This is a genomic window from Micromonospora sp. NPDC051924 (assembly GCF_055586005.1).
The window spans coordinates 99,767-120,290 of sequence record NZ_JBVJJA010000011.1; the positions used below are offsets into that span (position 1 = coordinate 99,767).

Genomic DNA, 20,524 nt, shown 5'->3' on the forward strand with positions numbered 1-20,524 from the left:
CGCTCATGATCAACCGACTGCTGGTCGCCAACCGGGGGGAGATCGCCCGCCGGCTCTTCGCCACCTGCCGCGCGCTCGGTGTGCAGACCGTCGCCGTGCACTCCGACGCGGACACCGACGCGCCCTTCGTCGCCGAGGCCGACCAGGCCGTCCGGCTGCCCGGGAACACGCCGGCCGAGACGTACCTACGGATCGACCTGATCCTGGACGCGGCCCGCCGGGCGGGCGCGGACGCCGTGCACCCGGGCTACGGATTCCTCGCCGAGAACGCCGAGTTCGCCGCGGCGATGACCGACGCGGGGCTGACCTGGGTGGGGCCGCCGGCCAAGGCGATCGCCGCGATGGGCGACAAGATGGCGGCCAAGGCGCTGCTCGCCGACGTCGGCGTGCCGATGCTGCCGACGTGGACCGACGACGACCAGGTCACCGGCTTCCCGGTGCTGGTCAAGGCCGCCGCGGGCGGCGGCGGGCGCGGCATGCGGGTGGTCCGTGACCGGGCCGGGCTCGCCGAGGCCGTCGCCTCCGCGCGCCGCGAGGCGGCCGCGGCGTTCGGCGACGGCACGGTCTTCATCGAGCGGTACGTCGAGCGCGGCCGGCACGTCGAGGTGCAGATCTTCGGGGACACCCACGGCACCGTGGTGGCCCTCGGCGAGCGGGACTGCTCCATCCAGCGGCGGCACCAGAAGATCGTCGAGGAGGCCCCGGCGATTCTCGCTCCGGAGCTGCGGGAACGGCTGCACACGGCGGCGGTGGCCGCCGGCCGGGCCGTCGACTACGTCGGCGCCGGGACCGTCGAGTTCCTGCTCGGGCCGGACGGGGACTTCTTCTTCCTGGAGATGAACACCCGCCTCCAGGTCGAGCATCCGGTCACCGAGGCGGTCACCGGGCTGGACCTGGTCCGGCTGCAACTGCTGGTCGCCGAGGGTGCGCCCCTGCCGCTGGCGGCCACCCCGCCGGCCGAGGGCCACGCGATCGAGGTACGCCTCTGCGCGGAGGAGCCGGCCCAGGGCTTCCGCCCGGCGACCGGGGTCCTGCACCGGTTCGCGATCCCCGGGGTGGCCGGCGCGTTCACCCCGCTGCGCGGGCTGCGGCTCGACTCCGGGGTCACCGACGGCACGACGGTGCGCGTGCACTACGACTCGATGCTGGCCAAGCTGGTCGCCTGGGCGCCCACCCGGACGGAGGCGGCCCGGGCCCTGGCGGGCGCGCTGGCCCGGGCCGAGCTGCACGGCGTGGCCACCAACCGGGACCTGCTGGTCCGGGTGCTGCGCAGCCGGGAGTTCGGCGCGGTGGAGATCGACACCGGTTTCCTGGAGCGGCACCCGGAGGTCTTCGACCCGCTGCTCCCCGCCGACCGGCTCCCGCTGACAGCCCTGGCCGCCGCGCTGGCGGGCGCCGCCGGGCACCGGGCGTCCGCCCCCGTGCTGGCCGGGCTGCCCTCGGGCTGGCGGAACGTGCCGGCGTTCCCGCAGGTCACCCGTTTCACCGGGCCCGACGGCGAGATCGAGGTGCGGTATCGGCTGGACCGCACCGGCGCGCTCGCCGACTGGTCGACCTCGGCGGCGGGGGACCCCGACGCTCCTGCCGCCGGTAAGCCGCCGGCCGTGACGCTGGTCGAGGCCGCGCCGGACCGGGTGGCCCTCGACGTCGACGGCGTCCGGCAGGATTTCCGCGTACACCGGGTGGGGTCGGCGGTCTTCGTGGACGGCCCGGACGGGGCGGCCAGCCTCACCGAGCTGCCGCGTTTCCCGCTGCCCACCGCGGAGCTGGCGGCCGGGTCGCTGCTGGCGCCGCTGCCGGGCGCGGTGACCCGGGTGCACGTCGAGGTCGGCCAGCGGGTCGCCGCCGGTGACCTGTTGCTGACCCTGGAAGCGATGAAGCTCGAACATCCCGTGCTCGCCCCGGCCGACGGCGTGGTCGCCGAGCTGCCCGTCCCGGCGGGCGGCCAGGTCGACACCGGGGCCGTGCTGGCCGTGGTCAATGCTGAGGAGGACCCGCGATGAACTTCGACCTCACCCCCGAGCAGGACCAGCTCCGCGACGCCGTCCGGACGCTGGGCCGCAAATACGGCCACGACTACTTCGTGCGGAAGGCCAAGGCCGGCGAGCACACCACCGAGCTGTGGCACGAGGCCGGCCGGCTCGGCTACCTCGGGGTCAACATCCCGGCCGAGTACGGCGGCGGGGGCGGTGGCATCACCGAACTGGCCCTCGTCTGCGAGGAGCTGGCCGCCGCCGGCTGCCCGCTGCTGCTGCTCGTGGTCTCCCCCGCCATCGCCGCCACCGTGATCACCAAGCACGGCACCGAGGAACAACGCAAGCGGCACCTGCCCGGCCTGGCCGACGGCTCCCAGAAGATCGTCTTCGCGATCACCGAGCCGGAGGCCGGCTCGAACTTCCACCGGCTCGGCACGGTGGCCCGCCGGGACGGCGACGACTGGCTGCTCTCCGGCCGCAAGTGCTACATCTCGGGGGTCGACGAGGCGCAGCACGTGCTGGTGGTGGCGCGCGTCGCCGTCGGAGACGGCCCGGCCGGCTCAGCGGACGCGTCTCCGCAGAAGCTGAAGCCGGCGCTGTTCATCGTGCCGACCGACGCGCCCGGGTTGGAGCGGTCCAAGCTGGACATGGAGATCCTCTCCCCGGAGAACCAGTTCCTGCTCTACCTGGACGACGTCCGGCTGCCGGCCGACGCGCTGGTCGGCGAGTCGCTGGACGCCGGGCTGCCGGCGCTCTTCGCCGGGCTGAACCCGGAACGGATCACCGTCGCCGCGATGGGCGCCGGCACCGGCCGGTACGCCATCGAGCGGGCCAGCGGGTACACCGCCACCCGGACGGTGTGGGGCCGCCGGAGCATCGGCTCCCACCAGGGCGTCGCCCACCCGCTCGCACACGCCGCGGTGCAGGTGGAACTGGCCCGGCTGATGATCCACAAGGCGGCCACCCTGTACGACGCCGGCCGCGACCTGGAGGCCGGCGTCGCCGGCAACATGGCCAAGTACGCGGCCGGCGAGGCCGCCGCGCTCGCCGTGGACACCGCCGTGCAGGCACTCGGCGGGGCCGGCATGACCACCGAGTACGGGGTGGCCACCCTGCTCGGCGCGGTCCGGGCCGGCCGGATCGCCCCGGTCAGCCGCGAGATGATCCTCAACTTCGTCGCCCAGCACGTCCTCGGCCAGGACAAGTCGTACTGACCCCCTGCGGGGGCGGAAAGGGTGGCCGAATCGACACCGTGTGTCGTCGCCGTCGCGCTGTCAGGATCGGACCCGACTGACCACACAGGAGGGTGCGATGGACAGAAGAGCGCTTCTCAAGGGAATCGCCGGGGCGGCGGTCGCGGCGCCGGCGGCCGGCCTGCTCGGACCGTCGCCGGCCGAGGCGGCGACGTACTACGTGATGGCGACCGAGCAGGCCAGCGGGCGGATCCTGCGCTTCAACCCGGCGGCCTGGAGTGGCGGCACGACGCTGTGGCAGGCCCCGAGCCGGACCGGCACCTGGACCAACCTGTCCGACGTCAAGCGGCGGGGCACCGCGAAGTGGGGCAACGTCATGCTGGTCACCTCGTCCGGCGCGGGTGACTACCTGGGCCGGGCCGCGATGATCGACGAGAGCCGGATCAGCTCGTCGCACACCGGTGGGATCGTCTGGCAGGCGACCGTCGACGGCAACCCGCACTCGATCGAGCGGATCGAAGGCCGCGGGGCGATCGTGGTGGCCACCTCGAAGGGGCCGACCGGCTCGTCCACCGGCGGCGGGCTGCACCTCTTCGCCCCCAGCACCAACGGCGGAACGCCGGGTACCCGGGCCGCGCAGTTCATCAGCTTCCCGGGCGCGCACGGGGTGATCTACAACCAGAACGGCTTCGTGATCGCGGTCGGCAGCGGCGAGGTCCGGCTCTACTCGATGACCGGCGACGGCTCGGCCACCCGGCTGAAGTACCGCACCAAGCTCACCTTCAGCGACGGCGCGGGCAAGGCGAAGACCGGCCACGACATCCTGCCCGACCACAAGGGCAGCGGCTACTTCTTCACCTCGTCCTACAACGTGCGCGCGCTCAACCTGGTGTACGCCGGCAACAGCTGGCAGTTCACCTCCAGCCTGGTGAGCACCGCCGACCACGTGAAGGCGTACACCCGGCTCCCGAACGGGGTGCGGACCTGGGTGGTCCCCGGTGCCGGTGAGGGCGAGTGGAGCAGGACCATCCACTTCAGCTCCGGCAACCACAGCAAGAGCGGCGCCCGCTTCTACCGGGTGCGTTACTACACCACCGCGTTCGCCTGACCGGTGGACCCGGGGTACGGCGGGTGCCCGATCATCCGCCGTACCCCGGCGTTTCCCAGCGGACGGTCGGCGTGCCGGCCGCCGGCAGCGGCGCGACGACCGGCGGGAGCGGCTTCGGCTCGCCCCGGCCGGCCGGCCGAACCCGGGCGGGGGGCGACATCGGACCGTACGGCCGGGGCGGGCCGCGCGGATCGGTCGGTTGACAGGCGGACGGCCTGGGCGATCCTGGACTGGTGAATTCGTTCCCCCGGCCCGATGCGCGAGTGCGGGCCGTCCTCGCGGCGCTGGCGGCGGTGGCGGCACTGGTCACGCTGCTGCTGTGGCGCCCGGCCGGCGTCCTGGCGGTGGCCCTGGCCCTGCTCTGCGTGCTACTCGGGGTGATCGCCGGGGTGGCGGTGAGCGCCGCCCGGGCGGTCGCCGACGACGCCCCGGCGGCGGGCTGGGCGGATCCCGGCGGGTACGAAGTGGACGCCGACACCCTCGAGTCGTTCGATCCGCACGCGCTCCGGGATCCCGCGGCGGCCGGGCACGAGGTCGACGCCGACACCCTGGAGGCGCTCGACCCGCGGGAGGTCCAGGAGAGCCGGCGGGTGCCCGAGGGGCTCAGCGACCGGTGAGGGTCGGCACGGCGAGCGCGTCCACGCCCCGCCCGGCCAGGCAGCGGTAGGTGCGGTCGGCCGTGTCGCCCTCGGGCGGCAGCACCTCCAGGTTCCAGCCGGCCGTCTGCCGGATGCCGCTGGCCAGCCGAAACGTGCTGACGTTGCAGACCTGCTGGATGGTCGCGTCGGCGACCACCGCGTCGTGGCCGGCCCCGGTCAGGGCCGCCGGCAGGACGCCCTCGGCGTAGGTCTCCCAGGTGTGCCGGCCGTCGCACGGCACGCGGACCGCCTCCGCCCGGTCCCGGCGCAGCCGCACCGGGCCGAAACACTCCAGCTCGGGCGCGCACCGGGCGCCCTCCGGCAGGCGTACGCCGCCGGCCGCGCAGCCGGGCAGCACCCTGGCCGCGCTCGGGTCGGCCACCCCAGTGGCCACCGGTGTCGGCGACACCACCGGCGGCGCGCCGCCGGCCAGCCACGCCCCCGCACCGGCCGAGGCGGCCAGCGCGACCACTCCCGCGCCGCCGAGGAACCAGCGCCGCCGCCACCGCCGGCCGGGCACCGGCACGGTCGGGTGCTCCGCCTCCGCGGGCGGCCGCGGGCCCGGCTGCCCGGTCCGGCCCAGCGTGTACGGCCCGCCGGTGGACGGGCCGCCGCTGACCGGCGCGCCGGAGACCGGGGCGCCACTGACCGGGGCGGCGCCGTCGAGCGGGAGGGCGGCGAGCATCCCGCGCAGCTCCACGGCGGACGGCCGCTCGTCCGGGTCGTTGGCCATGCCGAGCCGGAGCACGTCGAGCAGTTCCTCGGGCACCCCGGGCAGGCCGGGGATCGGCTGGTGGAACATCTCCAGCACGGTGACCAGGCTCGGGTTGCGCTCGGACTGCCAGCGCGGCGGCCGGCCGTGCATCACCGCGTAGAGGGTGGCGCAGAGCGCGTACACGTCGACCGCCGGCGAGGGCGGGCTGTGGCTGAACATCTCCGGCGGCGCGTACGCCGGGGTGAGCACCTCCAGGGTGACCGAGGCGTCCCGCACCTCGGCCAGCACCGCCAGCCCGAAGTCGGCCAGCACCGCCGGGTTGAAGTGCGAGTAGAGGATGTTGGCCGGCTTGACGTCCCGGTGCAGCACCCCGGCCGCGTGCGAGTGGGCCAGCGCGTCGGCGATCTTCACGCCCAGGTCACGGGCCTCCACCGCACCCAGCGGCGAGGTACGCATCCGCTCGGCGTACGAGCCGTCGCAGAGCTCCATGATCAGGTAGGGGTGCTGGTCGACGGTGACCCCGACGTCGAAGAGGTCCACCACGTGCGGGTGGGAGGACATCTTTCCGGCCGCCCGCGCCTCGCGGAGGAACCGGGCCTGGTCCCGCTCGCTGTCCAGGGTGCGGTTCTCCACCTTGACCGCGACCTCGCGCCCCACCGAGATCTGAGTGGCCCGGTAGACGGTGGCATAGCCGCCCCGGGCGAAGACCTCCAGGTCGGTCAGACCGGGCACGATGGGCAGCCGGAGGGCACCGGGCGGGGTCTCGGTCACGGCTCGAAAATACCCAACGGTCCGCGTCGCTCAGGACACCGCGTCGGTCGCCGGCACCGCTCCGGACCCGACGGTCTGCTCCCCGGCCGCCCCGGCGGGACCCGCGCGACGGGCGTCCCACCACAGGCCGACGGCGGTGGCGACCGCGCCCAACCCCTCCCAGGCGGCGACGCCGAAGAACCGGTCGGGGGCCACATCGGAGAGCACGGTGATGCTGAAGACGGTGAACGTCACCAGCCGGAACCAGACCGTGAACCGGTAGAAGACCCGCCACTCGGTGGCGGCGGCGAGCAGGTAGTAGACCCCCATGTTGAAGGAGGCCATCGAGGACGCGGTGAGGAACGTGCCGGTGTAGTCACCGGCGGCCCGTTCGGCCGGCACCTCGAAACCGAGCATGCGCAGCTGTGCCTCCGGCCAGATCAGCCCGAGCGCGCCCAGCACCACCGCCAGGGCCCCGAAGACCGCGATCGTCCAGCCGGCGCCCGAGCGCGGCAGCCTCATCCGTCCTCCCCACCCGCGACCGCCGCCGTGGGCGGTCTCCTCGACCCCACACGCTAACCGCCACCCCCGACGCGCACATCCCCGGAATCGCCAAACCTGCACACCGCCGCACGCACCATGCGCGCAGCGTGCGCGCTGATTCACGGAAAGAGTGCGCTGCGGCCGGCGGACAGCCACTCTTCCCGTGAATCAGTGCGGATCAAGGGGGTCAGGGTGCGGCGAGGCGGGTGCGGAGGGCTTCGGCGACGGCCCGCTCGCTGCGCTGCTCGGTGGCGTACGCCAACCGGACGGCCTCCTCGGCGCTGGCCAGCGCCTCGGCCCGGCGGCCGCAGGCGTCCAGCGTCTCGGCCAGCACCATCGCCGCGATGACCTGGCTCCGGACGTCCTCGGCCGGCGCGCGCATGGCCCGCTGCGCCCAGTCCAGGGCCTGCTCGCGCTGCCCGTGGGCGAGCAGCGCCGTCGCGTACCGGGCCATGGTCTGGCGGCGGGAGAAGAGCAGCGACGGGGTGTTGGCGGCGGTGGTGGCCACCGGGGCGAGCAGCCCCACCGCGGTGGCGGGGTCGCCGGCGGCGAGCCGGGCCATGGCGAGCAGCACCCGGGGCGCCACCTGGGCGGGGGCCTGCGGGTTGTGCGGCTCCACGGTGGTCAGCACCGCGCGGGCGTCCCGCTCGGCGGTCTCGTGGTCGCCCATGTCCAGCGCCACGAAGCCGCGCAGCGTGCCGGCCATCCCGGTGAGCAGCGGATGCGAGGTCCGGCCCGCGTACGCGAGGGCGTCGGTGAGCAGGTCGGCGGCGTGCTCCGGCTCGCCCAGCCCACGCGCCACCACCCCGCGGACGACCAGCGCGAAGCCCTGTCCCCAGTCGTCACCGACCTCGGCGAACTCCCGGTACGCGCGGCGCGCCCCCCGGTCCGCCTCGGCCAGCTCGCCCAGCTCGGCGGTGGCGTACGCCTCGACCGCGCGGAGCGTGCCGACCGCCCACGCCTCGCCGACCCGCTCGCCGAACGGCAGGAAGACCTGCGCCATCCGGCACGCCTCCCCGAGCCGGCCGGCGAGCAGCCGGGCGAACGCGGTGGTGCCGCGCAACCAGGCCCGCCCGTACGGGTCCTTCAGCTCGGCGAAGAGCCGGGCGGCCCGGCCGAGCACCGCATCGGTGCCGGCGAAGTCACCCCGGGTGGTGGTCACCCAGGCCAGGTTCTGCAACGACCAGGCCTGCCCGCGCGGGTCCCTCGCCGCGAGGCTCACCTGGTAGGAGGAGGCGAGCCGGCTGCTCGCCTGGCCCAGCCGGCCGGCGATGAAATCGGCCATGCCGAGCCGGCGCATCGCCGAGGCGCGCATCGTCGGCAGCTCCGCCGCAGTGGCCACCTGCAACGCCTCCTGCCAGCAGCGCTCCGCCCGGTCGGCGTCGCCGAGGGTCTGGTGGGCCTGCCCGGCCAGCAGCAGGGCGCTGGCCCGGGTGGCCGCCGCGTCCCCGGCGTTGGCGGCGATCTTCTCGGCGAAGGCGAGCGCGTCGGTCGGCCGGCCGATCTGGAGCAGCGCCCGCGCGTGCACCACCCGGTCGGCCAGCGGCAGCCCGTCCCGGGCCAGCTCGGCGGCGCGTTCGGCGTACTCGACGGCCAGGGCCGGCTCGCCGGAGCGCAGCGCCCGCCGAGCCGCCCGCCCGAGCGCGGCGACGCCGAGCGGGGCGACCGCACGGGCCGGCGCGTCCGGGCGGAGCTTCACCGCGTCGGCGAGCGTGGTGGCCCGCTCGACGTGCTCGGCGACGAAGTCGTCCCGGGCGGCCTCGGTGAACCCGCCGGGCAGCACGGCGGCGCCGTCGGCGCTCTCCGGGGCGGCCCAGCGGGCCAGCGCCGCGTGCCGCTCGGCCAGCTCGGCCTTGCTCACCCCGGCGTACGCGGCCTCCCGCATCAGCGGGGTGGCGAAGGCGAAGCCGGTCCGGGTGCGGTGCAGCATGCGCCGTTGCAGCAGCTCCTCCACCGCCCGGTCCAGCTCGACCGCGGCCACCGCCGAGGGCCGGCCGGCCAGGCCCACGCGCTGCTCGCGGAGTGCTTCGAGGGTGCCAGTGGGCACGGTGTCGCCGACCACCGCCGCGTCTCTCAGCACCGAGCGGGCGTCCGGCGGCAGCGCGTCGATACGCGCGGCGAGTACGGCGGCCAGGTCGCGGGAGAGCAGCCGGCTACCCAGCGAGCCGGGGGCGAGCCGCCAGCCGACGTTGGCGCCCCGCCCCGGGCCGGCGGTCAGCGCGCCGCGCTCCATCAGCAGGGTGACCAGCTCCGCCAGGTAGAACGGGTTGCCCTGCGCGGTGGCGAGCAGCCGGTCCGCGTCGGCCTGCGACAGCTTGCCGCCACCCAGGTAGCTGGTGAGCAGCCGGGAGGCGTCCGCGCCGCGCAGCGGAGGCAGCGCGTGCACCTCGGCGTCCGCGACCCGGGTCAGCGCACCCGCGGTGCGCACCAGCTCGGGACGGCCGAGCAGCAGCACCAGCACCGGTCCGCTGAGCCGGTTGAGGGTCAGCCCGAGCGCGTTGACGGTCTCGGCGGTGGCGTCGTGCAGGTCGTCCACGACGATGGCCAGCGGCGCCTCCACGGCGAGCGCGCTGAGCAGGTCGGCGACCGCGTTCGGCACCGCCTCGGCGTCCGGCGGCGGAGAGGCGGCGTTCCACTCGCCGCTCTCCCCGGCGGCGGGGAGTTCCGCGTAACCGAGGAGGGCCAGGAGCTGGTCGACGGCGATCGGGGGAAGGTCGGCGGAGAGCCGGCCGAGACGCTGGCCGAGCCGGCGCAGCCGCTCCTCGACCGCCGGCCGGGTGAGCGCCGTGGCCGGGTCGTTGGGCAGGCCGACCGCCGCCCGGACCAGGTCGGCGAGGGGGGCGAGCCGGCGCCGCTCGCCGAACGCGGCGCAGCGTACGGAGAGCACCCGGGCGCCGGTGTGTGCGGCGAACCGGCCGGCGCCCACGTCGTAGCCGGCGGCGAGGCGTTCCACCTCGGCCGCGAACCGGGACTTGCCAATCCCGGCCTCCGCGGTCATCAGGAGCACCCGGGGCTCGCTGCGGTCGATCACCTCGGCGAGCCGGCCGGCGAGCCGGCCGATCTCGGTCTCCCGACCCACGAAGGGCGCCTCGTCGCCGAGGCCGGACCGGGTGCCCGGGGCGTCGAGGAGGCCCAGCAGCTCGTACGCCTCGACCGGCTCGCGCTTGCCCTTGAGCCGCAGCGGCCGCAGCGCCCGCCAGGAGGCGACGTGCCGGGTGGCGGCGGCGGTCCGCGCCCCCGCGTAGACCGCACCGACGGCGGCGGCGTCGGCGAGCCGGGCCGCGGTGTTGACCGTGTCGCCGATGACCGTGTACTCGATCGCGGCCTGGATGCCGGCGATGACGTCGCCGGTGTTCAACCCGACCCGCAGGCCGAGCGGCGCACCGCCGCCCCGCTCGTCGTCGAGCACCCGGCGGACGGCCCGCTGCATGGACAGCGCCGCCCGGACCGCCCGCTCGGCGTCGTCCTCGTGCGCCACCGGCGCCCCGAAGACCGCCATGATCCCGTCGCCGGTCAGCTTGTCGACGTGCCCGCCGAAGGTCTTGACCGCGCCGGCGAGGGCGGCCAGCACCCGGTCGGTGACCGCGCCGACCCGCTCCGGGTCGAGGTCCTCCGACCAGGAGGTGAAGTCGGAGAGGTCGCCGAAGAGCACGGTGACCACCCGCCGCTCGGCGGTGGGCAGGGTGGCGGCGGCGGGCAGCGCCGCCCCGCAGTTGTGGCAGAACTTCGCCCCGGGGACGGCGAGCGTGCCGCAGACCGGGCAGGTCACGGCTGCTCCACTCCGAGGTACTCGAGCTGGGCGCGGACCGACCACTCGGCCGCCCACCAGAGCGACCGGTCGACGTCGGCGTAGACGGTGGCGACCACCTCGGGCGCGGTGGTCGCCCCCGCGGCCATCGCCGCCCGCACCTGGTCGAGGCGGGCCCGCCGGTGGGCCAGGTAGAACTCGGCCGCCGCGCCGCAGTCGGCCAGCGCCGGGCCGTGCCCCGGCAGCGCCGGGACCCCCCGGTACGTGGAGAGCAGTTCCAGGCTCGACAGGTAGTCCCCGAGGTGCCCGTCCGGGTGGGCGACCACGGTGGTGCCCCGGCCCAGGATGGTGTCGCCGGTCAGCACCACCCGCTCGTCGCCGTGCCCGGCCAGGAAGCAGACCGAGTCGGCGGTGTGCCCGGGGGTGCTCAGCAGGCGGATCTCCAGGCCGGCGTCCAGCGCGGCGGCCGGCGTCAGCGGCGCACCGCCGATGGTGTGCGCCGGGTCGGCGGCGAGCACCGGCGCCCCGCCAAGCAGCTCGCTCAGCCGGGGCGCGCCCTCGGTGTGGTCGGGGTGCCCGTGGGTGATCAGCACGAACCCGACCGGCCCGTACGCGGCGACGGCGGCCAGGTGCGCCTCGTCGGCCGGGCCCGGGTCGACGACGACCGAGTGGTCCGCGCCGGGGGCGCGCAGCACCCAGGTGTTGGTGCCGTCGAGCGTCATCGGCCCCGGATTCGGCGCACGCAGCAGCGTCACCCAGCCCGGCAGCTCGTCCGCCAGGGCACCTGCGGCTCCCGTCACATGCCCGCCCATGGCAGCGATCGTACGACCCCGCCCGCCACTCCCCGCGATCTTGCAGTTTCGGCTGGTGTTATGTCCCCTTGCGGGCCATCTGCCGGCACCACAACCGCAAGATCGCGGGTGGCGGCGGATCAGGCGACCTCGACGATGACCTCGACCTCGACGGGGGCGTCGAGGGGGAGCTCGGCCACCCCGACGGCGCTGCGGGCGTGCCGGCCGGCCTCGCCGAAGACGGCGCCGAACAGGTCGGAAGCACCGTTGATCACGCCCGGCTGGCCGGTGAAGCCCGGCGCGCTGGCCACGAAGCCGGTCAGCTTGACCACCTTGACCACGTTCTCCAGCCCGACCAGCGCGTCGATCGCGGCGAGGGCGTTCAGCGCGCAGCGCTGCGCCAGGTCCTTCGCCTGCTCGGCGGAGACGCCGTTGCCGACCTTGCCGGTGGCGAGCAACTTGCCCTCCGCCATGGGGAGCTGGCCGGAGACGTAGACGTGCTGCCCGGACTGGACGGCCGGCACGTAGCTGGCGACCGGCGGCACCACCTCGGGCAGGGTCAGGCCCAGCTCGGCGAGCTTCGCGTGCGGTCCGTTGCTCATGCCGGTCACGCCTTCGGCCGCTTGAGGTAGGCGACGAGCTGCTCCGGGTTCGGGCCGGGAACCACGGAGACCAGCTCCCAGCCGTCCTCGCCCCAGTTGTCGAGGATCTGCTTGGTCGCGTGGACCAGCAGCGGGACCGTGGCGTATTCCCACTTCTGCATCGGGTTGAGGCTCCCTTGCCTGGCATGAACTTCGGTCAGGCACAGCCTACGATCCGGCGGAACTGCCGGGACGCGGGACGCTGCTCCGGGGTCGCGGGCGGTTCGCCGCAGGGCCCCCTCGTGGTCGTACCGCTGGGCGAACCGGGTGCGGTCGGGCAGCAGCAGGTCGCAGTCACAAATGCGACACATCCCCCGCCGGCAACGCGACACCGTTCTCACGTTCCCGCCGGATGGAGCCGGGCTCCGGGCACGCGGGGCTGGCAAGTCGCCCATCGACCGCTACCCTTCCGGTCTGGACGGGCGACCCCGCTCGCCCGCCACGCTCGATCACGCGTCCGTCGCCTGGGGCGGCGGCGACGCCGCACCCCGGGGGAAGACATGACCCAACCGCCCATCGGCGGCGCCGCCGCGCCCGGTGGCCCGTCGCCCGAGCAGCCGCCCTTCGGCGCCACGCCGACGCCCGGGGCGTATCCGCCGCCGCCTCCCGGGACGTACCCTCCGCCGCCTCCCGGGGCGTACCCGCCGCCGACGCCCGGGGCGTACCCGCCGCCTCCCGGGGCCTATCCGCCGCCGCCTCCCGGGGCCGCCTATCCGCCGCCCACACCCGGTCATCCGCCGTACCAGAACCCGCCGGCCCCCAAGAAACGGCGCGGCCTGCTGATCGCCTCGATCGTGCTGGCCGCGGCGGTGCTGCTCTGCGGCGGCGGCGGCACGGCCGCGTTCCTCACCCTGCGCAACGCGGAGGACGGCCAGGGCGCCAAGGAGCCGACGGTCGCGGTGGACGGCTTCCTCACCGCCGTCTACAAGGACCGCGACGCTCGGAAGGCGGCCACCTTCGTCTGCTCGGCCTCCCGGGACGACAAGAAGATCGCCGCCAAGGTCGCCGAGGTCAAGAAGTACGCCACGCAGTACCAGAACGCGCGGTTCCGCTGGACCACGCCGAAGGTGGACAACCGGACCGGGGACCGGGCGACCGTGACCACCCGGGTCACCATGACCACCTCGGACGAGAAGGTGGCCGACCAGGACCTGCGCTTCACCGTGGTGCAGAAGACGGGTTGGTGGGTCTGCGAGGTCGCCTGATTCCGCCGGCTGGATAGGCTCGACGGGTGGCAGCAGCTGAGCAGCCGGCCGAGCCGGCCGGCACCGGGTGGCCGGCCCGCCTGCACGTGGTGACCGGCAAGGGCGGCACGGGCAAGACCAGCGTGGCCGCGGCGCTCGCCCTCGGGCTGGCCGCCGGTGGCCGGCGCACCCTGCTGGTCGAGGTGGAGGGGCGGCAGGGCATCGCCCAGCTCTTCGGCACCGACCCGCTGCCCTACGAGGAGCGCCACCTGACCGACGCCCCGGGCGGCGGCGAGGTGCGTGCCCTCGCGGTGGACGCCGAGGAGGCGCTCCTCGAGTACCTGGACATGTTCTACAAGCTCGGCGCGGCCGGCCGGGCGCTGCGCAAGCTCGGCGCGATCGACTTCGCCACCACCATCGCCCCGGGGCTGCGGGACGTGCTGCTCACCGGCAAGGTCAAGGAGGCCACCACCCGCACCAGCGGCCAGCGCCGGACGTACGACGCGGTGGTGCTGGACGCGCCGCCGACCGGGCGGATCGGCCGGTTCCTCAACGTCACGGCGGAGACCGCCCGGTTGGCCAAGATGGGCCCGATCAAGACCCAGAGCGAGGGGGTGTCCGTGCTGCTCCGCTCGCCGATTACGGCCGTGCACGTGGTCACCCTGCTGGAGGAGATGCCGGTCCAGGAGACGGTCGACGCGATCGCGGAGCTGACCCAGCTGGGCTTCCCGGTCGGCCGGGTGATCGTCAACGGGACCCGGCCCCCGGTGCCGGCCGGCCGCGCGGTGACCGCGGCCGAGCTGAAGCGGGGGCTGTCCGCCGCCGGGCTGCCGACCGACGGCCGCACCGTCGCCGGGCTGGTCGCGGAGGCCCGGGACCAGCGGGTACGCCGCGAGCTGGAGGACTCGCTCCGGGCCGACCTGATGGAGCTGGACCTGCCCCTGACCGAGCTGCCGCTACTGCCCGACGGGGTGGACCGGGCGGGGCTGGAGACGCTGGCCAGAACGCTCGTCCGGGCCGATTGACTCACACCTGCGGCCGGCACGGAGCAGAGACACCCCCGAGACCGATACGCTCGATTGGTGCCTTCCGAAGACGCGGCGCCTCCGCTGGACGTCGACCAGATCCTCGCCGACCCCGGCGTGCGGATCGTGGTCTGCTGCGGGGCGGGCGGCGTGGGCAAGACGACCACCGCGGCGGCGTTGGCGCTGCGGGCGGCCGAGCGGCACGGCCGGCGGACGGTGGTGCTCACCATCGACCCGGCCCGCCGGCTGGCCCAGTCGCTCGGCCTGACCGAGCTGGACAACACCCCGCGCCGGGTCAAGGGGATCGACGTCGAGGCCAGCGGCGGTGAGCTGCACGCCATGATGCTCGACATGAAGCGCACCTTCGACGACGTGGTGCTCCAGCACACCGATCCGGCGAAGGCGGCGGAGATCTTCGCCAACCCCTTCTACCAGGCCATGAGCTCGACCTTCGCCGGCACGCAGGAATACATGGCGATGGAGAAGTTGGGTCAGCTGCACGCCCGCGGCGAGTGGGACCTGATCGTGGTGGACACCCCGCCGTCCCGCTCGGCGCTGGACTTCCTCGACGCCCCGGCCCGGCTCTCCCGTTTCCTCGACGGCCGGATGCTGCGGCTGCTGCTCGCGCCGGCGCGCAGCGGGGGCCGGAGCATGTTCAGCTTCGTCACCGCCAGCTTCGGGATGTTCTCGAAGGTGGTGCAGAAGGTGATCGGCGCCCAGCTGCTCACCGACCTCTCCGGTTTCGTCGCCGCGCTGGACTCGATGTTCGGCGGCTTCCGGCAGCGGGCCGAGCAGACGTACCGCATCCTGCAGGCCCGGGAGACGGCGTTCCTGCTGGTCGCGGCGCCGGAGCCGGACGCGGTCCGGGAGGCCGCCTACTTCGCCGGCCGGCTGCGTGAGGAGCGCATGCCGCTGGCCGGCCTGGTGCTCAACCGGGTGCACGAGCCGGCGGTGCCGCAGCTGAGCGCCGCCGACAGCCTCGCCGCCGCCGGGCGACTGACCGCCGAGGGCGGGCATGAGGGCACCGTCGAGGTGCTGCGGGCCCACGCCGCGCTGGCCCAGCAGGCGGTACGCGAGCAGCGGGTGGCGGCCCGGTTCACCGAGGCGTTCCCGGCGGTGCCGGCGGTGTCGGTGACGGCGCAGCCCGCCGACGTGCACGACGTCGACGGGCTACGGACGATCGGCGAGGCGATCAGCCGGCGGTGAGCCGGGTGACCGACCGACGCGACGATCAGTTGGCGGTGCTCACCAGGACCTTGTCCTTGCCGGTCTTCTCCTTGGCGTTCTTCTTCATGGCGGCCTCGAACATCTTCCGCCAGCTGGTCACCTGCGGGTGACGGCGCAGCAACGCCCGGCGTTCGCGTTCGGTCATGCCACCCCACACACCGAACTCGATCCGGTTGTCGAGCGCGTCGGCCAGGCACTCGTACCGAACTGGGCAGCTCCGGCAGATCCTCTTCGCCACGTTCTGTTCGGCGCCCTGTACGAACAACGCGTCCGGGTCCCCGTTCTGACACGCCGCCAGTGACGGCCAGTCAGTGATCATGCCCATCTGTACACGTCCCCCCTTGCAGTACCTACCGACTTCGCGCGACCAGCCCTCGAATCGACCCCCTGGTCATCCGCCCGGCCTCCCCAGGGCGGCACGGATGACACGTGGCTCTGTCGCAGCCACCATCATGCTGGGTAGTCGGCCGATTACGCAACGTTGTCGGCTAAATCCATCATTCCGGACACTCCCGGCTTCCCGGGCTCTCGCCCGCCGTCTACCCGGCCGGAGTAGGTGAAAACGCTGCGCGGCTCCTCCGTTCGGGGGAGACTTTCGCCAGGTTCACGCAACCACGCACCAGGGCTCGTGCGTTTAGCACAACGAGGCCGGCGCGCGCTGGAAATGGGGAAAGTTCCCCGCGCGCCCCTCGTTCCCTACTCGCGTACCCTGTCGAGGTGACCTGGATGCGGAAGCGTGACCACAATGTGCTGACCAACGCCGCATCGCTGCTTGTCTGTGGCCTGTTGGCCGGCGTGGTGGTCGCAGCGGCGGCCTTCCCCGCGGTGGCGATGTCCGGACTCGCGGCGAAGGCGGGGGCGGAGACCTTCGGCGCCCTGCCCAAGGAGCTGACCGTGGCCCGCGCGCCGCAGATCAGCTACCTGCTCGCCGCGGACGGCAAGACACCGCTGGCCACGATGTACGACGAGAACCGGCGCGACGTCAAGCTCAAGGACATCTCGCCGTACATGCAGAAGGCCATCATCGCGGCCGAGGACCACGACTTCTACAAGCACAACGGCGTGGACCTCAACGGCGTCGCCCGGGCGTTCGTCAACAACCAGTCGGGGACGAACTCCCGGCAGGGCGCGTCGACGCTCACCATGCAGTACGTCCGGCTGGCCATCTCCTACTCGGCCACCCACCCGGCCGACGTGGTCGCGGCGACCGAGGACACCAGCGCCCGGAAGCTGCGCGAGATGCGCTACGCGCTCCAGATCGACAAGGAGCTCTCCAAGGACCAGATCCTGGAGCGCTACCTGAACATCGCCGCCTTCGGCAACGGCGCGTACGGCATCTACGCGGCCAGCCAGGTCTACTTCGGCAAGCCGCCGAGCAAGCTCGACATCCAGGAGTCGGCGATGCTCGCCGGCCTGGTGAAGGCCCCCACCTCGTTCGACCCCACCACCAAGTCCGGCTACCCGGACGCGGTCGGGCGACGCGACTACGTCATCCAGAACATGGTGCAGATCGGCGCCATCACCCAGGCGCAGGCCGACCAGGCCAAGAAGATCAAGCTGGTGGTGAAGGACAAGCGCACCCCGAACGGCTGCGTCGCCACCAACACCCAGAGCTGGGGCTTCTTCTGCGACTACTTCTACCGCTGGTGGCTGCAGCAGGAGACGTTCGGCTCGACCTCGTACGACCGTGAGCGCCGGCTGAAGAGCGGCGGCTACACCATCACCACCTCGCTCGACGTGCAGGCGCAGAAGGCCGCCGACAAGGCGGTCCGCAACCATCTGAGCCCGAGCGCCACGGCCGCCCGGATGGTGGCGGTGATCGAGCCAGGCACCGGCCGGGTCCGGGCCATCGCGGTGAACCGGAACTTCAAGATCGATGATCCGAAGCACCCGCAGAACAAGCTCTCCAGCGACCCGAAGAAGGCCAGGAAGGGCATCCGGGGCAACCGCCCGAACACGGTGAACCCGCTGATCACCGGCGGCCCCGGCATCACCGGCTACCAGGCCGGCTCGACCTTCAAGATCTTCACCTTGGTGGCGGCCCTGGAGAAGGGCTACCCGCTCAGCTACACCATCAACGCGCCGGAGCAGTTCAAGTCCGAGTACATCATCGACTCCGGCAACCCGGCCGCCTGTACGGGCACGCACTTCTACTGCCCGGTCAACGCCAACAAGGCGATGGCCGGCGTGCACAACATGTGGAGCGCGTTCGGCTTCTCGGTCAACACGTTCTTCGTCGCGCTCCAGCAGCGGGTCGGCGCCGAGAACGTGGTGAAGGCCGCCGAGAAGCTGGGCATCACCTTCCGGGCCTCGAAGGACGCCGACTACGCCTCGGACAAGGACGCCGCGCACCAGTGGGGCGCGTTCACCCTCGGTGTCTCGCAGACCACGCCGCTGGAACTGGCCAACGCGTACGCCACGCTGGCGGCGGACGGCAAGTACTGCGAGCCGATCCCGGTCCAGGAGATCCGCGGCCCGGACGGCGACAAGCTCGACATCGCCAACCCGCACTGCGAGCAGCGGCTCAGCACCCAGGTGGCCCGGGCCGCGGTGGACGCCGCCCGCTGCCCGGTGGGTGACCACTCCTCGACCAGCAAGTGCAAGACCGCCACCGCGGGCAACGTGCACGGGATCGTCAAGGCTCCGGTGGCCGGCAAGTCCGGCACCACCGACTCGGACAAGACCTCGGCCCTGGTCGCCATGACCAAGCAGTACGCGGTGGCCGGCATCGAGGCCGACCCGGACTGGCCGCAGACCACCCAGCGGATGAAGCACAACGAGGTGCCCTGGGGCATCAACCCGGCGGTCTACGAGACGCTCCGCGACGCCATGGTGGGCAAGGAGCGGATCGACTTCACCCCGCCGAGCGGGAAGATCCTCGAGGGTGACCAGCGCTCCATCCCCGACGTGAAGTGCCAGTCGATCGACACCGCCAAGTCGCGGCTGCGCGGGGCCGGCTTCGAGCCGGTGGTCGCGAACAGCCCGACCCCGTCGGACTGCCCGGTGGGCACCGCCGCCGGCACCAGCCCGGACGGGCGCACCATCAAGGGCGGCGTGGTGACCATCGAGGTCAGCGCCGGCGGTGGCGGCCAGCCAAGCGGCAATACCCCACCCCCGCCGACCACCGGCAACGGTCCCGGACGACCACCACGCCGCTAACCCCGACACGACAGCGGGCGGGCACCCAAGATGGGTGCCCGCCCGCTTCGTCGTCAGCGGCCGGTCAGAGGCCGAGCTGGCGGCGTACCTCGGCGGCCACCCGGCCACCCTCGGCCCGGCCCGCCACCGCGGTCTGGGCCGCCTTCATGGCCGGACCCATCTGCGCCTTGCCGGTGAAGCCGCCCGCGGCGAGTGCCCCCGCGACCAGCCCGGCCAGCTCCTCGTCGGAGAGCTGCTTCGGCAGGTAGCGCTCCAGCACCTCCCCCTCGGCGGTCTCCTTGCCCGCCTGCTCGGCGCGACCCGCGTCGGCGAAGGCCGTGGCGGCCTCGCGCCGCTTCTTGGCCTCCTTGGTCAGCACCGCGAGCACCTCGTCGTCGCTGAGCTCGCGCTTTTCCTTGCCGGCGACCTCGGCGTTGCCGACGGCCGCGAGGGCCATCCGCAGGGTGGAGGTGGTCAGCTCGTCGCGCGCCTTGAGTGCGGCGCGCATGTCGGCGGTGAGACGGTCCTTCAGCGTGCTCATGGACGGTCAAACTACCCTGAACGCCATGCGAAAGCGCACACTATTCCGGCTCGCCGCCGGGACCGTCGCCGCCGGTGCGGCCACCCTGGCATACGCGGCGCTCGTCGAGCGCAACATGTTCACCCTGCGCCGGTACGACGTGCCTGCGCTCCCCACGGACGCCGAGCCGCTGCGCGTACTGCACCTGTCGGACCTGCACATGACGCCCAACCAGCGGCGCAAGCAGGACTGGGTGGCCTCGCTGGCCGCGCTCGACCCGGACCTGGTGGTGGTGACCGGGGACAACATGGCCCACCCGGACGCCGTACCGGGCGTGCTGCGGGCCCTGCAACCGCTGCTCGACCTGCCCGGAGCCTTCGTCTTCGGCTCGAACGACTACACCGGGCCGGTCTGGAAGAACCCGTTCACCTACTTCCTCCCCGACCGCGAGTACACCGAGGGCGTGCCGCTGCCGTACGAGGAGCTGCGCGACGTCTTCACCGGGGCGGGCTGGGTCGACCTGAACAACGCGCGGACCACCCTGAAGGCGGGTGGTCGGGAGATCGAGCTGGTCGGCGTGGACGATCCGCACATCGAGCGGGACGACTACGACTCGGTGGCCGGACCGGTCAGCTCCGGGGCGGCCCTCTCCGTCGGCGTGGCCCACTCCCCGGAGCCCGCGGTGCTCGACCGGATGGCCGCGGACGGGTTCGGGCTGCTGCTCGCCGGGCACACCCACGGCGGCCAGGTCTGTGTCCCCGGCTACGGCGCGCTGGTGACCAACTGCGGGCTGCCCCGCTCGATGGCGCGCGGGCTGCACCGCTGGCCCGGCTCGGACTCCTGGCTGCACGTCTCCGCCGGTCTCGGCACGCACCCGACCGCTCCGGTGCGGTTCGCCTGCCCGCCCGAGGCGAGCGTGCTCACCCTCATCCCCCGCTGACCGCCAGGGGGAGGGGTACCGAGTTTGATCCCCGGGGCGGGTGGGCTACTATTTGTCGGCACGCCTCGGGGTGTGGCGCAGCTTGGTAGCGCGCTTCGTTCGGGACGAAGAGGTCGTCGGTTCGAATCCGGCCACCCCGACCAGAGGTAAGAGCAGATCAAGGCCCCTCCGCGGAGGGGCCTTGATGCTTTCCCGGGGTCACCGCGCCACCGCAGGCCGCGACAAGGCAGCAAGCGGCGCGCGCATCTGCGATCTCGGTCACGTCATCCCGGTGTCGAGGTGGCGACGGGCCATCGGCTCGATGTCCAGGAAGTGGTCGACCCGGCCTCCGGGCGCGGGCCACGGCCCGGACGGCGGAAGGGCCCGCGACCGAGGTCGCGGGCCCTT

17 protein-coding genes and 1 tRNA gene are annotated in these 20,524 nt (G+C 73.7%); 10 read left to right on the plus strand and 8 right to left on the minus strand.

What is annotated here, in order from left to right; all coding sequences use genetic code 11:
- Nucleotides 1-5 precede the first annotated feature (5 nt).
- The 4 genes from ACZ6S5_RS11590 (at nt 6) to ACZ6S5_RS11605 (ending at nt 4,894) form a co-directional block, all read left to right on the plus strand.
- Nucleotides 6-2,003 (plus strand): acetyl/propionyl/methylcrotonyl-CoA carboxylase subunit alpha, encoded by a 1,998-nt coding sequence (locus ACZ6S5_RS11590; protein WP_465999925.1) that lies wholly within the window; start codon nt 6-8, stop codon nt 2,001-2,003.
- Nucleotides 2,000-3,190 (plus strand): acyl-CoA dehydrogenase family protein, encoded by a 1,191-nt coding sequence (locus tag ACZ6S5_RS11595; RefSeq protein ID WP_465999926.1) that lies wholly within the window; start codon nt 2,000-2,002, stop codon nt 3,188-3,190. Before ACZ6S5_RS11590 ends, ACZ6S5_RS11595 begins: the two co-directional genes overlap by 4 nt.
- A 97-nt stretch (nt 3,191-3,287) precedes the next feature.
- A complete protein-coding gene (locus ACZ6S5_RS11600; RefSeq protein WP_465999927.1) occupies nt 3,288-4,277 on the plus strand; it encodes a hypothetical protein in 990 nt (329 codons plus the stop codon).
- Between the two features lie 233 nt (nt 4,278-4,510).
- On the plus strand, nt 4,511-4,894 hold the full coding sequence (locus ACZ6S5_RS11605; protein WP_465999928.1) for a hypothetical protein: 384 nt from the start codon (nt 4,511-4,513) through the stop codon (nt 4,892-4,894).
- Here the strand turns inward: ACZ6S5_RS11605 and ACZ6S5_RS11610 are convergent.
- The 6 genes from ACZ6S5_RS11610 to ACZ6S5_RS11635 all read right to left on the minus strand — a co-directional run bounded on the left by ACZ6S5_RS11610 (nt 4,881) and on the right by ACZ6S5_RS11635 (nt 12,225).
- A complete protein-coding gene (locus ACZ6S5_RS11610) occupies nt 4,881-6,401 on the minus strand; it encodes a serine/threonine-protein kinase (RefSeq protein WP_465999929.1) in 1,521 nt (506 codons plus the stop codon). The two genes, ACZ6S5_RS11605 and ACZ6S5_RS11610, sit on opposite strands and share 14 nt — an antisense overlap.
- Before the next feature lie 30 nt (nt 6,402-6,431).
- Nucleotides 6,432-6,902 carry a hypothetical protein gene (locus tag ACZ6S5_RS11615; RefSeq protein ID WP_465999930.1) on the minus strand — a complete coding sequence of 157 codons (471 nt, stop codon included), beginning with the start codon at nt 6,900-6,902 and terminating at the stop codon, nt 6,432-6,434.
- Between the two features lie 208 nt (nt 6,903-7,110).
- Nucleotides 7,111-10,692, minus strand: a complete 3,582-nt coding sequence (locus ACZ6S5_RS11620) for an adenylate/guanylate cyclase domain-containing protein (RefSeq protein WP_465999931.1) — start codon at nt 10,690-10,692, stop codon at nt 7,111-7,113.
- Nucleotides 10,689-11,483 carry an MBL fold metallo-hydrolase gene (locus tag ACZ6S5_RS11625; protein WP_465999932.1) on the minus strand — a complete coding sequence of 265 codons (795 nt, stop codon included), beginning with the start codon at nt 11,481-11,483 and terminating at the stop codon, nt 10,689-10,691. Before ACZ6S5_RS11625 ends, ACZ6S5_RS11620 begins: the two co-directional genes overlap by 4 nt.
- A gap of 119 nt (nt 11,484-11,602) precedes the next feature.
- Nucleotides 11,603-12,064, minus strand: a complete 462-nt coding sequence (locus tag ACZ6S5_RS11630) for a RidA family protein (RefSeq protein WP_123240860.1) — start codon at nt 12,062-12,064, stop codon at nt 11,603-11,605.
- Nucleotides 12,065-12,069: 5 nt separating this feature from the next.
- Nucleotides 12,070-12,225: a DUF4177 domain-containing protein gene (locus ACZ6S5_RS11635; protein WP_013736319.1), complete on the minus strand. Its 156-nt coding sequence runs from the start codon at nt 12,223-12,225 to the stop codon at nt 12,070-12,072.
- A gap of 378 nt (nt 12,226-12,603) precedes the next feature.
- Here ACZ6S5_RS11635 and ACZ6S5_RS11640 point away from each other — a divergent pair, with 378 nt between their 5' ends.
- Genes ACZ6S5_RS11640 through bagB form a run of 3 tightly spaced genes read left to right on the plus strand, consistent with a single transcriptional unit; the run spans nt 12,604 to nt 15,518 of the window.
- The gene (locus ACZ6S5_RS11640; protein ID WP_465999933.1) at nt 12,604-13,308 is read left to right on the plus strand and encodes an Rv0361 family membrane protein; all 705 of its coding nucleotides are present in this window, start codon (nt 12,604-12,606) and stop codon (nt 13,306-13,308) included.
- Nucleotides 13,309-13,334: 26 nt separating this feature from the next.
- On the plus strand, nt 13,335-14,312 hold the full coding sequence (gene bagA / locus ACZ6S5_RS11645; protein ID WP_465999934.1) for an ATPase BagA: 978 nt from the start codon (nt 13,335-13,337) through the stop codon (nt 14,310-14,312).
- 54 nt (nt 14,313-14,366) lie between these two features.
- Nucleotides 14,367-15,518, plus strand: a complete 1,152-nt coding sequence (gene bagB, locus ACZ6S5_RS11650) for an ATPase BagB (RefSeq protein ID WP_465999935.1) — start codon at nt 14,367-14,369, stop codon at nt 15,516-15,518.
- A gap of 25 nt (nt 15,519-15,543) precedes the next feature.
- On the opposite strand, the gene ACZ6S5_RS11655 is transcribed toward bagB, so the two are convergent.
- Nucleotides 15,544-15,864, minus strand: coding sequence for a WhiB family transcriptional regulator (locus tag ACZ6S5_RS11655; RefSeq protein ID WP_465999936.1), 321 nt, complete (start codon nt 15,862-15,864; stop codon nt 15,544-15,546).
- Between the two features lie 401 nt (nt 15,865-16,265).
- Between ACZ6S5_RS11655 and ACZ6S5_RS11660 the strand changes: the two genes are divergently transcribed.
- Nucleotides 16,266-18,698 (plus strand): penicillin-binding protein, encoded by a 2,433-nt coding sequence (locus ACZ6S5_RS11660; protein ID WP_465999937.1) that lies wholly within the window; start codon nt 16,266-16,268, stop codon nt 18,696-18,698.
- 64 nt (nt 18,699-18,762) lie between these two features.
- On the opposite strand, the gene ACZ6S5_RS11665 is transcribed toward ACZ6S5_RS11660, so the two are convergent.
- Nucleotides 18,763-19,218, minus strand: a complete 456-nt coding sequence (locus ACZ6S5_RS11665; RefSeq protein WP_465999938.1) for a GatB/YqeY domain-containing protein — start codon at nt 19,216-19,218, stop codon at nt 18,763-18,765.
- Nucleotides 19,219-19,243: 25 nt separating this feature from the next.
- Here ACZ6S5_RS11665 and ACZ6S5_RS11670 point away from each other — a divergent pair, with 25 nt between their 5' ends.
- Both ACZ6S5_RS11670 and ACZ6S5_RS11675 read left to right on the plus strand, forming a co-directional pair.
- Nucleotides 19,244-20,137, plus strand: a complete 894-nt coding sequence (locus ACZ6S5_RS11670) for a metallophosphoesterase (protein WP_465999939.1) — start codon at nt 19,244-19,246, stop codon at nt 20,135-20,137.
- Between the two features lie 66 nt (nt 20,138-20,203).
- Nucleotides 20,204-20,280, plus strand: a tRNA-Pro gene (locus ACZ6S5_RS11675).
- Nucleotides 20,281-20,524 lie beyond the last annotated feature (244 nt).